The organism is Eubacterium limosum (assembly GCF_000807675.2).
GTDB lineage: Bacteria > Bacillota > Clostridia > Eubacteriales > Eubacteriaceae > Eubacterium > Eubacterium limosum.
This window is the reverse complement of sequence record NZ_CP019962.1, coordinates 3,536,799-3,551,724: the sequence shown is the minus strand read 5'-3', so window position 1 is coordinate 3,551,724 and position 14,926 is coordinate 3,536,799. Positions and strand designations below refer to the sequence as shown.

The window sequence follows — 14,926 nt, the reverse complement described above, 5'->3', positions numbered from 1 at the left end:
AAGATTACCTCCCGCCTTTATCTCCGAAATAACTTAATTTGAAATCGTCAATTTTAATGCTTAAATCCAACCGTCTGCTACCAATCATAAACAGAGCACGCCCTCTTGTTTTCTGCTCGATCAGCTCTCTTTCTGCCTCTTTGAGTCGATATAACCTGGCAACATCGACCAAATCCTGACCGTCCATCCCAAGAATCAGTTTGTAGGTTGGCTGATTTAGAATGGCCGATCCATATTGCTTGATGGCCGGATCGACAAAATCGTTGACCTGCTGGCTGGCTACCCAGATCGCTGCTTCATATTTTCTTGCGCGTCTTTCCTGTTGGCTGAGAGTTTTCATCGGCTGCGGGACATCCTTATCAATGATCATATGCGCTTCTTCGTAAACAATGATGGATCTCTCTTTATTCGACCGCGTCGCTCGTTGCCAGGCAAGGTTCTGCAATAGAAAATACTGAGCAGATTTGATGTTGTCCGGCCTGGAATTCAAGCCGAAGGTATCAACGCAGACCACATCAGCGTTGATCTCCAGTGTCGTATAACTGCCCCATAGAAAGCTGTCCGATCCAATGGAGATATCCCTCAGCAAAAGCGCCAGATCTGCATATTCCTTGCTAAGACCCATATTGTCACGCTCTTCCGCTTCTCTTGATTTATCGATCAAGTGTTGATGGAGGTCTTTAAAAAGCGGAAAATCTGTATTCTTTAGTTTTGAGACATCGGTGTCCCAGGTGATGTCAAATTTGAGGTAAAGCTCTTCTATTTCCTGTTTCAGCAAAGCCATCTGATATTGGGTGATTTCTTTCAGATAAAGACTTAAAAATACTTCCAAGAGCTTCATATGATTTTCCAGGTCATTCGTGATGGTTTCAGAATCATCATCGTACTCATCACCATCTTCATCATCCTTACTGAGATACTTAGTGTTTCCAATGACCTGCAAGGGATTAATCACTTTTCCGTTTCCCCCGGAAGCATTCAGCCACTCTCCATTTAGATTCAACGTCAAATCTTTGTACTCACCTTCCGGATCAACAAAAAAGATGGATGCGCCTAGTGCCCGCTCCATGATGGCCATGGCCTTGATCGTTGCCGATTTGCCCATGCCAGCGTTACCAGCTATGACATAATTTGAATTAGTTCGATCCCTTCCTCGATACCAGCTGTTAAGATAAACCGTTCCGCCAAGGCCGTCATGACCGCGGTAAAAACCAGAATGATCATTAAAGCCAGAGGATGCAAAAGGAAAGCCACCGACAAAGGATGAGATGGGCATCATCCTCCCTGTCTGCCGATGGACGTTATTTTCTTCGGTATAGGTCGGAAGTACGAACTTGACACCTTTCTTTTGTTCACTCGCCATCTTTCGACATTTACAGTTTGCAATCGACGAAGCATTTTCGACATTCTTACAAATCTTATCAAATGATTTTTCATTTTCTGCAAGCGGCATGAGCACAAAACACATTCTTCCGACAACTTCGCCGTTTTGATCAATGCGGCGCATCGCTTCCTCTGCATTCCGAATGCTTTGCTCCGCGCGCTGCCGTTCCAGTTCATCTTTTTTTCCATCATTTGCGTCCATCCGGTAATTTCTTATGTTATTATTCAGGCTTTTCAGCACTTCATCTGTATTGAGTGGCGTAAAATGAATGGCTGCCACTGTCCCATGAATATTTGTCAATCGACGGAGCCATCCATACTCTGCAAACTGCGGATAGCGAATCACACCGTAACAGCGTGCTAAATTATCGCCAATTACTGCGTTAATACGATTGAATGTTATACCGATAGGTGCGATAATACTCTTAAGCTCCTGATTTTCTGGAATGACGGCTTTACTCTTCTTTTTTTCTTTTTTTTCTTCAATAATTGGTCTTCCGTGAATATCCTTCTTTATAGCTTTCTGCTTTCTCCTAAACATTTACACATCGCCTCCATATTGTTTGATTAAAAATGAAAAATTAATCTCTGGTTTTAGATCTTCAGGAACAGCATATTGTGGATTCGCAACCATTTCGATAAACTCAACGATTTCTGTCTGGGAAATAATCTTTGCCTTAATGCCGCAGTTATCAAGTTTTTCTCGCAAGCTTTCCACACGTTTTTTGAATTCCTCATCCGTTTCACGGTCTGCCCACAGATGAAAATAATATTTACGCGTCGGCATTTCCGCATTTTGTACCTGCGTCTGCCTTTGCTGAATCTCATTACGCAGAATATTTCGAATTACTGGATCATCCGTTGACTGAATAATTTTACTGTATTGTGCCATGATGCTTCGATTATCTTCTGGTTTGCTGAGGGCGTAGTATTTAAACGGATAACGCAGCTCCGACAACTCAGCTGTCAGGCTTTCGGTTATGCTCGCCATATCTTTGTCACTCAACAGGTCGATATTTACTGGTTCGATTTCAATGTAACTGCACCTTTTATCGTCTTTAGTAAAAAGTACCTGGCGACGGATATTTTTGGTATTCATAAAATCATTCGCCGTTTCACCTTTGTACATATTTTCTTCTTCTGCTTTTTCTTTCTTTCTTTTCCGATAAAAAAAGTAAAGGCACAAGGCACCAAAAGCAATAATGATAAGATAAATAATGATATACATTATTTCACCACCCTACCTTTCAATATCATCATCCTGAGAATTATCCTTCGATAAAATATTAGCATCAATGGCTTCAATATTTTCCAATCCACTGAATATGCCATGGCTTACGACTTCTGCGTCAGCGCTTTTTTCAACGCTTTCCTGAGTATTTTCTTCTGTTTCTTCATCAAAAATCTCTTCTGCTTCATCATTTCTATCTTCGGCGTCGTCTCCCTGAATGATGTTATAAATTCGGTTCATGGACGAATCTTCTTTAATCTGTTCGGGTGATAGACCTTTAATATTTTCCAGTGCCTTTCTAATGCTGCTGTCCAGTTTGTTCAAACACGAACGCTCCGCTTTAAAGTGCGCCGTAACGGCTTTTGAAATGATACCTGGCCCCTTAATATCCGCTATCGGCTCTTTTCCCGCGATCATGCGACCAGTATTTTTGAGATGCTGCCCTGATTTATGGTATTCTTTTGTGATAGCCTCAATCTCTTTTAATGTTTGATCATTTTCGCGAAGGTTCACTGTAACATGTTCCTGGGCTTTTTCCAACGCACTGTCAATGTGCAGAAAACTCAAAAAATCTTTCAGGGCTTTCTTGCCATGTTGCTTAAAATTATCCAAAGCTTTTCGGCACCCTTCTAAAATGCCTCTCTTTAGCCCAATAACATCTTGCTGCATAACAACTACCTGGTCTTCCATGTTCCGATTTTCCTGCTGCACCATTTCTTTTTCAGGTGATGGCTGCATCTCTTTAATTTCCTGTCTTAAGCGAATCGTCTCTTCAGAGAGCGACTTTACATGCACCTCCATTGTAGAAACACACGTTAAAAGTGCTTCAAATGTTCTTCGTGTCAACGGATCATTGGCGTCAAGAACACCGATGATCGCCTTTACTTCTGGTTCTTCATGTAATTCTTTTTTCTCTGCGGGTATGTCCTGAACGCTTTTATCAGGCACTATATTTTGTTGATTTCCAACGGATTCAAGCGATAATTCTTCTGCTCTATCATTAAGTTTTGTCGTATTGCCGACCGCGGCAGTATTTCGAGGCAATTGCTGAACTTTATCCTCAATATTTGCTGTATGATCTGGATTTGTCACATGAGGATCTTCAGAAACATGTGATGCTAAATCCTGACCTTTAGCCATATTATCTTGCATTTCAGGAGCTTTAACCTCCATTGTACTTATTTTATTTTTATCCTGTTCTGTTGTGAATTCACTCTGAAGCGGCTCTCTAGATACGTCTGGTGCAGGATTTTCAGGGGGATTGGTCTTCCCTTCCTCGGCTGCTGCAAGATTCATTCTTAAATTTCCTGAATAGCGTGCTGCATTTAACAAGATATCTCTTTCCTTAATTGTATTTGTGATGTCTTCGTTGGCGATCCAGTGCCAGGAAATATCTTCCAAATCCTCAGCTTTTTCGGGATAATCTTTGTTTGCGAGGGTATCCAAAAGTGTTAATTCCAAAGGTCTGGTTTTTCGCGCTTCTTGATCTGCTGAAGCCAGCTTTTCATCGGCATTTCTGCAGATTTCCACGTAAGCGTTTATTGCTGGTCTGGAGAGTGTGAGTAAATCCGTATGCTGACCTGTTTCCGGCCACATGTTTTCCTGTGCACGATTGTATACACCTTCCATTGCTTTATTTACCTGCATTTCACTATCAATCACTTCTGCAAGTCCCTCATCAATATAATCGCCTATGGACGCTCCGTACTGCGAAACCAGTTCGTCATTTTGTTTAAGCAGGGAGTCTATTTTTTCCAGCGAGTTCCGGGTATCGTCATTCATTTTTTTTACAAGCGCTGCCTTCTCAGATTCCACTTTACTTCTTTTAACCTGTTCTTCGTTATACTGACGTTCTCTTTGCATTTGTATAACTTCCTGTAAAATAATATTTATAATCTGTGATATTTCCCGTCCTAATTCAGTATCAACTGACATTTCAATCCTCCAATCATTTTATCGCTCTAAATCTTCTTCAATTGTTATTTCTTCGACCATGTATTCCTCAATGGCCTCCTGATTTGAATCTCCGACTTCTCCAATGCCATACTCAACATCTTCTTCGAGCTCATCCTGAACACTGGCAGCTGTCGGTTGTTTTTTCTTTCCAAGGGCATTGATGGATTCCCGTGTCCCAACATCCGGATCAATCTCAGTCCGGTAATCTGTTACCTCTTCTGTATACAGATCTTCCTGCTCCATGCGATTTTCATACAACGTATCCTCAAATTGCTGCTGCAGAAAAGCGGACAAGTCGCTCCGGCTTATATAAAAATCATGGTTTGGAAGCGCCACGGCAATTTTTTCGACTGCATCTACACGTTCCCAAACTTTGGTATTTTGGTCAAAATCATAAATGGTCTGCTCTTCATTTTGAAAATGGACTGCTTCCTCACGGGTTAGCGCACAATAATCATGATGATCACGAGACAATATTCTGTCAGCCATTTGGGTCAGGTTGGTATCCCTCCCTACATGGTACCGCTCTTCGATCTGTTCTCGAAGGGCCTGTTTATACGCTGATTCTTCTTCTCTCGAACCATAATATATTTTGTTTTCAAGAATTAGGACATTTCGTTCATGAATTTCCTGGATTTTTCGGTTAACAGCGTCATCCAGCCACAGATCATGATTTTCACCAAGGAATTTTAGTTCAGCATCTGATTGATATAAGCTTTCAGTTGTGATTGCTGTATTTAACGTTAATACTTTCGCCACCTCCGCTTTTCTAGTTTCCAATCGCACTTTTTCAGATTTAAGCCACTGTAATGATAGAGCTGCCTTTTCATTCTTTGGTATATAATTTGCTGCCTTCAAATTCATGCCAGCGTTAATTGCTGGCCAGCCTTCATTCTCAATTGATTCAGAGATACTGGTATTGGGTGCGCTCATCATACTCAAAGTACGTAAATCACTTTCCTTTTCTGGATAATCCGTATTGGCCATCGTGTCCATAACGACAAATTCAAAACGCATCTGTTCCTTTGGTTCTTTAAAGGCTGTCCTTGCATGTATCGCATCCACCTCTCTCCGAAGCTTGCTGTAAACGCTCATTTCATTCTTTGTTATCGCATAAGGTCTTTCTTTTTGGCTGGCAGACTGAATCTGTCTCGGATTTGGATCTGACTCTTCTGTTTCCGGCTTTTCCTGAGATTCGTTCTGATTTTCAAAAGTATCATCCATTCCATACGTTTCGACCAGAGATTCGCTTTCAGATAAAAACGCTTCAATGCGCTCTTTCACTGCTTGAGTGTCTTTATCCATATGGTTTTTTATTTCTTTTTTTTCTTTTTTCTCGCTTTGCAGCATCGCATTTTCAAGTGCTTCAATATCTTTGATTCGGTTATCTTTATACCGGATCACTTCACCAACAAGCAAAGCTGAAATTTCGTCAATCCTCTTACTTACTTTGTTTTCGATGGCCATGTTTTTCCTCCATATCATCTAAAGTATCATAAAAAAAATACTCATATTTCTGTTGCTCACCTGCAAACCGGAACAAAACCATGAAGTAATCCACCATATTCATGTTTAGCTCGTTTTCATGAAAAGCGACCGCTAAAGCTCCAATGGTGAACATCCACAATAAAATGCCATATGAAAACTCCTTGCTTATGAGCCCTACAATTAAACAGAAAACAGAAGCAATGATCCCTGAGATAAGAAACCATTTCAGTGATCGGCTGCTAAAGCCTTTAAGCGGTTCATTTTCCACCTTAATTCTTGCTGGAATATACAATTTTTTTCGATCTTCAATTTTATTTTCCATGTGTCACCTCAAATGTTTATGTGGTAATAATACTGGAGTATCTCGCTAATAAGAGCTAATCCTCCAAGTACATTTGCTATAATCGCCGCTTTGAAGCAATTCACAATTTGCTTCATAATTTGCCCATTTTCGTCTCCTTGCGATCTTTCCATAAAAAGATAAACAATTCGCACCACGATTATAACGTCGAACAGAAAGAGAAGTGCTCTGGCTAAAAGCATAATCCCATCCTGCACAGTGCCAGCACCAAAAAAGAACTGACTGTTTTTTACCAATTCATAGTTCGGGTCCAATAATCATCACCTTCTATTTAAAAATATTGACGGCGCGAATAACATTTGCGCCAGTGTTTATTGTCGACGAGAATCCAGACGATCCACCACCCCACAACAAGAATTCCTGCAAAATGTGAGGCACTGAAAATGCTGTCCATAAGCAACAACAGGCCCATATTGTATTGGTCATTGTAATTGAAGTATTTGCATCGACAATCGGCATCAGGATTAAACCCAACGACAAGTGGAGTAATCCGATTTGAATAATAATTGACGTTGCTGCCTGAAAAAATTTCTTAATATAGGGTTTAAAAACACCATAGTCTGAATCGATGATTCCAACACAGCTGATCGGAAAGCCTATGCGCAGGAAGACCAGTTCACAGGAACGCATAATGAATTTAAAATACATGATAATGCACGAAATAATGTACAAAATCAGTAATATCGACGTAAATGGCGCTGAAAAAATATCCGCTATGTTTTTGATTAAATTAAATAATGTTTCTGTCCAATCGCCAGAAAGAAAGCTATCCTGAAAGGCTTGACCCAAGCTGCCAATTACCATGCCTGAGATCGTGCTTACAGTTCCCGCCACAATTCCAAATAAAACAAAATACAGAATGCTGTTAAATCCCACAGCAACAATAACTGCCTGCAACATTTTCTTAAAAAGAAAAATTGGGTCTTGAGACGGATCATCATCACCGAGGCCATATGTTTTATTCGCTTTATGTACTACTTTGAGTACGATCAATGCAATTGCAATGCCGAGAATCAATCCATAAATATTTCCAAACAAGGAATTGATTGAGTCCCCCAGTGAAACTTCTGGATACATAATGGTCTTTACAAGTCCAACTCCAGATGCAAGATCCTTAAATACTTGTATTATTGAGTTTTGGGCGTCACCAGAATTGACAAATTGATTTGTGATGAGTTTTCCTAACCAATCCAACTAATCATCCCCTTTCAAAGAACCTTCAGAAAAACACTTTTCTGAAGGTTCTTTTGTTCAAACATTAATATTGTAATAAGATAAAATCACGCGCAAAATAACGACACTTAGCTCTCCACCAAGTAAACTAACTAATACAGTAAACAGACGTTTTTCCCATTTCTTCTGATCCATTTCATCTGAGTGCGCTCTCCTCATCCAATAATAAGTAAAAAAACAAAGACACACTACAAAGATTACGGCCATTAGTCCGTTAAGTGCTGCATTTGCTAAATTTACTGTTCCGGTTACCAGTATTGAATTATCAAGCATTTTATCCACCTCCTTTCTTAACAAATAAAAAAAAGTGCCGTTTTGGCACTTGATTGAATGGCTCCAGATTAACTTTCATCGCCACTATTTTAATCAGTATCAGGTGAAATATCACTTACTGAAAAATAGGTCTTATTCAGTTCAGTCCGATAGATATCATCGATCCGATACTTTATGGGATCAAAATTCTGCTCGGTCATTTCTAAATAGCTAATACTCTTCAGCATTTGAATATCCCGGTAAGAATTCCATATTCCCCATGAATTGAGCTCTCCAGAAATATCCATAACCCCGCGAGCTTGATTGCGGTATTTTCGGAGTTTGATATTATGTTCTTTGTCGCCCATTCCAAACATTGTATTAAAATACCACTCGCTTAAGTCAGGTGATTCCATAATAGCTGGCTTTACGCGACTCGTAATCAAGAGATAGGGGCGATCGATTTCCTGCAATTCATTTATTTCCAGTAACTTTCTGGTCATTTTATTGGATGAATTAGAGCGGCTAAAGCTTCTGTTCCCCGCATTTGACGATGCATTATAGACGGTACAGGTATAGTTCGCAAGCTTATCGGAAATTCTCTTAAGTGTTTCTGGGTCATCGCTTCTCAGATAAGCCCACGTTTCACAGTTAGACCGAACGATACGAGATGTCTCATGGCCGTATTTTTCGTCGGTTTGTGCAAAGTCCTGAAGAAAAATACCAAAAAGAACCCCCCTTGATCCACCGGCAGTTTCCATGTTTGAAAACGCGTTTAATTTTGCAAAATTGCCGAATTCATCTAAAAGGAATCGGATACGACGATCTAAACGCCCTCCTTGCTGATCTGCTTTACGGATCAATCCATCATAGGCATTGGCGACGACCGCTGTCGCAATTTTATAATAGGTATCCTTCTGATCAGGTAAGATGATAAAAACCGCAGTTTTTTTGTCGCCCAGCTCACTCATGGAAAAATCCGAAGTATTGGACATGGCATTCATCTTTCCGGTTGAGAAAATTTTCAGTGTTGTCATTGCTGAGACAAGAAAAGAACTCACTGTTTTCGGTGATCCGGCTCCCGCCTGAATGGTCGCATATGCCAAAACGGCTTTATGATGTGGGTTCTTTCGTTTCAGGTCTTCCATGAAAAGATCCAGGATAGAAATGCGGTTCTTATTAATGACGACTTGATTATTCATTTCCGCGATAAACCGATAGATATTATAAAGATTCTGGTACTCGGGATGATCTATATTTTCCAAAACCACGGACAGAATGGCCATTTCAATGACTGCTCTCTCTCCATTTGACCATATTGGTTCAGACTTGTCATTGTCTGGTACCAGCATTTTCGCCAAATCCGCTGCACGTTCTTCCGCAGTATCAAAATCACCGTCTCTCGCCGCCTCAATCACAAATTGAAGCACGTTATATTTGTTGCTCTTTTCTGGTTCTTTATAGTCAAGAATATATACTTCATAACCCAGACGCTCCAAATAAGGACGTGTATAATCTGCCAGCTCCCCTTTCACGTCGGTTATCAGCATCGACTCACCCGATAAGGCCAACAAACCGATGGATTGCAGAACAATGCAGCGTGTTTTCCCACTTCGCGTTGCACCCAATGCCAAAAAGTGAGAATCATGGTCGATTGAATAGATAACCTCTTTTTTGCCTTTTAGCGTTCTCCCGATAACAAGCCCTGCTTCGTCGAATATTTCCTGTATTGCATCTATCTTTTTGATTTTTTCAAAGTCTGGAATCATACCATTTTCTATTTCCTCAAAATCTTTTCTGCCTTCCTTTAACAACAAACGAATGGTTCGATTGTTGGGATCAATCTCGTGTGCCCCGAATGCTCTGCCGTACTCCTTTTTACTTAAGAACCATGCGCTCCCATGCTGATATTCCCCTGAAGGAATGGGGATTGATATTCGATCTGTCACTTGATACATATCTGATCGAAGTTCTGTATCCATTTTGATAACGCACATAATGACCGTCATTAACAAGATGCATTCTGACAATAAAAAAAGCAGCCCACAAGGTTCTTTATATAGAATCTTTTGAACTGCTTCAAAATAGGAAAAATCTGATAGTGTGATGGAAGTTACTGTTCCCGATATCATGACATCAGTAAACGTAACGATCCAAGGCATTGCAAGGGTGCCTAATATGAAAAATACGATCCCTAACCGTATTTTTTCCTTTGCGTGATTTTTCATTAAATCTGTTACTCCTTAAAGCTTATTTCTGAATTTATTTAGAATTATTATATTATTTGAAAGTTTCGGACTAAAATGGTTGTCATAAACCTTTTTCCTTTTCCGGTATCATATGATCCCACACTAATTTCTCCATTTGTAACAATCAAATATTTTCCCTTCTGAGCCTCCTCAATCAGTGCTTCTGCGGTTTCTTCCATTGCATAAATTGGCACTACCATTCCTAAATTTGTGGAATGATCTTTTTCATCGCCGCCTAATGCCAATGAAAAATTACAGAGTTTCTTACCAGCATTTGAGGTTTGCACTTCAATATCCGTAATAATTTCACCAGACAGCTTAACCTCATTGTAATTATCCATACGATCAACTCCTTTTAAATAAAAAAGACCCTTGATAACTCAAGAGCCTGAATCTTTATGCCTTATTTATCTTTCTTCGTCAAAATCATCACTTACTATTTCATCAATCAATTCTTCTTGATCCTGAACCATGAAGTAGTACATAGTGATGTTTTTTTTACAGAACATACTAAGCTTTGGAATATCTTGTTCTGTGGTAGCCCAAACTGTTGATAAATCCGCAGCATTATAGTTATGTGCAAACAAGTTTCGCATTCCTTTTATGGCTTGCCAAGGAATAATTTTTTTCGTGTTTTCTCTAAAATCTTTTGAAAGATGTCCTGATAACTCTCCAATTTGGATCAGACTCATACATATCGAATTTTTATAGTCTCTGTCATTTTCAAAGTCTACAAATTTCCGCCCAAATCGATCCTTTGTCTCTTCGATCTGCTCACAATATTTTGAAATATGTTCCAATACATCAATATTCTTCTTCATAGATGAGTTGTTCTTCCTTTATAATGTTTCTATTAATCTTCTCCGTAATATCTTTATTCATTGGATGTGATAATGCTTCATCTGTAACCAGATCCACATCTGTATTAAACGCATCATTGAGATCCTCATATAAAGCCCCAAGTTCAAATAAAGTTTCTATTTTCCCTTTTTCGATTTTAATATCAATATCACTTTCTGCATTTGCTTCTCCTCGAGCATAGGAGCCAAACAGAAAAGCACGTTTAACACCATGTTTTTTTAGAATCGGCCTCGCTTTTCTTCGTATTTCATCTATTGAATACAAAACATCATTCATTTGTTGTTCACGTCCTTTGGAAGTAATATTTTCTTCATCATATCACGTTACAATCGCTTCTACAACTGATTATTCAAATTTCATTTTCACCTTATACTGATCTGAATCATCTAAATAAAGAATTGCGCTGAAAGTACCATTTCCCGACTTCTTTTTGAATCCCTTGATCTCGCCGGTATGCCCTCTTTTTATTAGCTGCTCAATCTGATTGTCTGATAATCTTTTACCACAATAAGGGTTGAAAATCATAAATTTACAGCCCTCTTTCCAACCTGAACACCCCATTCCTGCTTTATTTCTTTTCAGCGGCTTTCCGCATAAGGGACAGGCTAAATCTGTTTCGCTTTTTTGAAATTCAAATTTAATTTCATATTGATGATTCAGAACCAGCATTGCATCGAATTTAGTATCTTTTTTACTCTTAAAACCCCGGATAATCGGTGTTTTTTTGTTAATTACTAGCAGTGCTATCTGCCGATTTGACAGTGTCTTACCGGCAAAAGGATTGGCGATAAAAAAATCGCACCCGTTCCCTTCCTTTTCATAGCCGGTACAACCCACGCCACTTTTTGTTTTATGTAAGGGCTTTCCACACTTCGGGCAGCGCAGCTCTTTAATTGAAATATCTTCCCCAGCATTCAATACGGATTGTTCTGTTTCTAAAATCATTTGTACATACTCCTTTGTTTTAATTTTAACGTCTTCAAGGTAAGCCCTGGGATCTGCTTTCCCCTCTTCAATATCTTTTAGTCTCATTTCCATTTTCCCGGTTGTCTCAACATTAAAAAGAGACTTTACCGGAAATGCCTGAATCAAAGACTTTCCACGATCTGTTGTGACCAGTGATTTTCCTTTCTTTATGACGTAATCTGAATCAAAAAGCTTTTTGATCACAGCTGCTCTCGATGATGATGCTCCAATGGTAAATCCGGAAAGTATCGATGTTTCCAATTCATCCTCTGTTTTGTATTTTTTACCACACTGTAACATTGCTTTTATCAGCGTTTCCTCTGTATGAAGCGGATTGGGCTTTGTTTCGCCTTTGTTTACCATTACTCTGTCAATCGTGACACTTTCATTTTCTCGCATCCTCGTAAGCAACGTCTCTTTTTTTGTGGCGTTTCTATTCTCAATAAGCCGCCAGCCTGGACTTCTTTCTACAATAGATTTTGCCGAAAATAAAAAAGCACCATCCTCTGACGGTACTTTACCTTCAAAAGCAAGTGTTACCTCAACTTCTTCATCAATGGCTAATGGCATAAACTGTTCTAAAAAGCGATTTCGGATCGCTTCATATACAATATGTTCGTCCTGCGAAAGTCCTCTGGGTTTCTCTTTTGTTATTGTGATTGCGCTATGGCTTTCAACCTTTTCACTGTTAAAGATTCGCTTAGTATCCTTAAATTGGAGCATCTCAGCATATTGGCTCTCTATTTTATGGATATTCAGTACCATTGACATGTTTTCCTTCAGGGTTTCATCCAGATAAACGCTATCTGTTCGGGGATATGTAATCAATTTATTCTCATACAGTTTTTGTGCGATTTTTAAAACCTTGTCCGAACTCCAGCCTTCATACTTCGTTGTAATATGCCCCTGTAGTGTTGGTAAACTGAAAAGCCTTTGAGGATTCATCTTTTTTTCCGAACATTCATAACCCACGACAACAGCCGTTTCGGTGTTTATTAATCGCAGGATCTGAACCAGATGGCTGTCATGATCAAATTTATAGATTTTCTCATCACCTTCAATATATCGGAAGATGATTTCCTCACCTGATACATCCTTAACATAGGCATTTAAGTAGTAAATCGGAATGGATTTGAAGTTTTTTACATTCATTTCCCGGTCATAAACAAGTTTAAGCGTAGGAAGGATGACCCTTCCGATGTGAAGCGTATCTTTACCGGTTCCATTTTTTAAAAGCTTCAGGGTCGCCACACTGGTTAAATTAATCCCCAGGAGCCAGTCCATTTGCTGCCTTACAAGTCCCGCATAGAAAAGACTCTGCTTCGATTTATTCGGTACCGTATTTTTTAATCCGTAGCGTATGGCATCTGTTGTCCATTCATTGGTTATGAGCCGTCGTATGGGCTTTTTTACGCCCAGATAACGAAAAATCAGATCTGCTATTAACTGTCCTTCACGGTCATTATCGGTCGCAGAAATAATCTCCTGTATCTCATCAGATAAGATAAGCTCTTTGACGATCTTAAATTGTTTTCTCGTTGATTCCGCTATTTTGTACTTAAATGTATCTGGAACAAATGGATAATGGGATATTTCCCATTTTTCGCCATATTCAGGATGATAATCTTTTACATCATACAATTCTAAAAGATGTCCAATCGCAAAAGTAATCACATACTGACTATTTTCAAAATAGCCGTCTTTTCGACTGGTCATACCGACAGCTTTTGCAATATTCACAGCTACGGTTGGCTTTTCTGCTAATATTAAATCTTTCAATAAAGCTCCCCCTCATTTCGTCTCTCCAAAATAAATGCCTCCTTCATAATAAAAAAGCCAGACACATGTCTGGCTTGACAGTCAATTAGTTTCCTGAGTGATACTGCTTAGATCTCAAATAGATATTGTAGTAGGTTCCTTGATCCACCATTTCTAAATTCTCCTTTTTTCCAGGGCTAACAAAGAAACTGTCTGGTTGACTATAGATGTACATTTGAAAATTACGCCCTGCATTAATATTGTCCAGGTAGTTTTGAAGACCACTGTCTTCAATCGAAGTGGGTGTAAAAGTCAGATAAATACGCTTTGTATCAGGGCTGTAATTCAATTCATTAATTTCATCAACTCTATCCGCCTGATAAGTTCCCACTTCACGAACCAGCACCGCGTCCTCATTGGTTGAATAGACCATACCGGCGTATGTGCCGTCATTCTTTATTTCTAATACGCCATAACAATCCGGCATCGTGTTATTGTTATCTCTGATAGAATCTGTCCGCCATACATTTTCCGTTATTAGTTTATACGCGTTATCGTATCGCTCACCAATAATTTTGTCATGGCTTTTACGCGCTTCTTCAATATTTTTAAAATAAGCATATCCAGAATTTATGTCTTTTAACGATCCATCATCCTGCATGGTTAATGTACCACTCTGATCAAATAAAATCCCCTCTCGTTCTAAATAAACTGTTTTTCTATCTTCGCTTAAAGAATAAGTAATTTCATCGCTATATCCATTGGCCATAAACATAGCTTTTCCTTCATCTTTAAACTCGATACGATTTTTGTCCGGATTACTGTTTTCATACCAGTTCCCTTCAATGCTGCTCGCATTACATCCACTCATCGCAATCAAAATTCCAAACAGACATACAAGCATTAAACAAATTTTACGTTTTTTCATTTCCTTTACCTTCATTCTGACCCTACATCACCAGTTTCATGTTGTTCCTTATTTTTTTCTTTTTTATTAATTAACATTTGCTGGTATTCCATCACAAGTTTTTGTTTTTCAACTGGCAAGGATTTATATTTTTCAAAGAATGCTTCAACTTCCAAATATTCGATTTCTTTATTCATAAGTCCCCCTTTCCTCAAAAAGGCCAGTTTTGCAACACTTTTAATATGGTTATGCTCATTATTATACATTCCTTTCTAAAAGAA

Annotated in this window: 15 protein-coding genes; all 15 read right to left on the bottom strand. The window is 39.1% G+C overall.

Annotation, left to right across the window (positions count from 1 at the left end; all coding sequences use genetic code 11):
* Positions 1–4: 4 nt before the first annotated feature.
* Complete coding sequence (locus B2M23_RS16560; protein WP_052237242.1) at positions 5–1,924, bottom strand: VirB4 family type IV secretion system protein; 1,920 nt, start codon at positions 1,922–1,924, stop codon at positions 5–7.
* The gene (locus B2M23_RS16555) at positions 1,925–2,611 is read right to left on the bottom strand and encodes a TraC-like domain-containing protein (RefSeq protein WP_038352337.1); all 687 of its coding nucleotides are present in this window, start codon (positions 2,609–2,611) and stop codon (positions 1,925–1,927) included.
* Between the two features lie 12 nt (positions 2,612–2,623).
* On the bottom strand, positions 2,624–4,549 hold the full coding sequence (locus B2M23_RS16550; RefSeq protein WP_038352336.1) for a DUF6674 family protein: 1,926 nt from the start codon (positions 4,547–4,549) through the stop codon (positions 2,624–2,626).
* Between the two features lie 18 nt (positions 4,550–4,567).
* Positions 4,568–6,037 (bottom strand): hypothetical protein, encoded by a 1,470-nt coding sequence (locus tag B2M23_RS16545; protein ID WP_038352335.1) that lies wholly within the window; start codon positions 6,035–6,037, stop codon positions 4,568–4,570.
* On the bottom strand, positions 6,012–6,380 hold the full coding sequence (locus B2M23_RS16540; protein ID WP_013380230.1) for a hypothetical protein: 369 nt from the start codon (positions 6,378–6,380) through the stop codon (positions 6,012–6,014). Before B2M23_RS16540 ends, B2M23_RS16545 begins: the two co-directional genes overlap by 26 nt.
* An 8-nt stretch (positions 6,381–6,388) precedes the next feature.
* Positions 6,389–6,673 (bottom strand): hypothetical protein, encoded by a 285-nt coding sequence (locus tag B2M23_RS16535; RefSeq protein ID WP_013380229.1) that lies wholly within the window; start codon positions 6,671–6,673, stop codon positions 6,389–6,391.
* Positions 6,674–6,686: 13 nt separating this feature from the next.
* Positions 6,687–7,613, bottom strand: a complete 927-nt coding sequence (locus B2M23_RS16530) for a conjugal transfer protein TrbL family protein (protein WP_038352334.1) — start codon at positions 7,611–7,613, stop codon at positions 6,687–6,689.
* Between the two features lie 57 nt (positions 7,614–7,670).
* Positions 7,671–7,925, bottom strand: a complete 255-nt coding sequence (locus B2M23_RS16525; protein WP_052237241.1) for a hypothetical protein — start codon at positions 7,923–7,925, stop codon at positions 7,671–7,673.
* A gap of 89 nt (positions 7,926–8,014) precedes the next feature.
* Complete coding sequence (locus tag B2M23_RS16520) at positions 8,015–10,132, bottom strand: VirD4-like conjugal transfer protein, CD1115 family (RefSeq protein WP_052237240.1); 2,118 nt, start codon at positions 10,130–10,132, stop codon at positions 8,015–8,017.
* Between the two features lie 47 nt (positions 10,133–10,179).
* The gene (locus tag B2M23_RS16515; protein WP_038352333.1) at positions 10,180–10,494 is read right to left on the bottom strand and encodes a single-stranded DNA-binding protein; all 315 of its coding nucleotides are present in this window, start codon (positions 10,492–10,494) and stop codon (positions 10,180–10,182) included.
* A 66-nt stretch (positions 10,495–10,560) separates the two neighbouring features.
* Complete coding sequence (locus B2M23_RS16510) at positions 10,561–10,974, bottom strand: HepT-like ribonuclease domain-containing protein (RefSeq protein WP_013380224.1); 414 nt, start codon at positions 10,972–10,974, stop codon at positions 10,561–10,563.
* Entirely contained in the window at positions 10,958–11,290 is a 333-nt protein-coding gene (locus B2M23_RS16505; protein ID WP_013380223.1) for a nucleotidyltransferase family protein, read from the bottom strand. Before B2M23_RS16505 ends, B2M23_RS16510 begins: the two co-directional genes overlap by 17 nt.
* A gap of 69 nt (positions 11,291–11,359) precedes the next feature.
* Positions 11,360–13,759: a type IA DNA topoisomerase gene (locus B2M23_RS16500; RefSeq protein WP_052237239.1), complete on the bottom strand. Its 2,400-nt coding sequence runs from the start codon at positions 13,757–13,759 to the stop codon at positions 11,360–11,362.
* An 85-nt stretch (positions 13,760–13,844) separates the two neighbouring features.
* Positions 13,845–14,666: a hypothetical protein gene (locus B2M23_RS16495; protein ID WP_146209127.1), complete on the bottom strand. Its 822-nt coding sequence runs from the start codon at positions 14,664–14,666 to the stop codon at positions 13,845–13,847.
* An 11-nt stretch (positions 14,667–14,677) separates the two neighbouring features.
* Positions 14,678–14,842 carry a hypothetical protein gene (locus B2M23_RS21320; protein WP_154557635.1) on the bottom strand — a complete coding sequence of 55 codons (165 nt, stop codon included), beginning with the start codon at positions 14,840–14,842 and terminating at the stop codon, positions 14,678–14,680.
* Positions 14,843–14,926 lie beyond the last annotated feature (84 nt).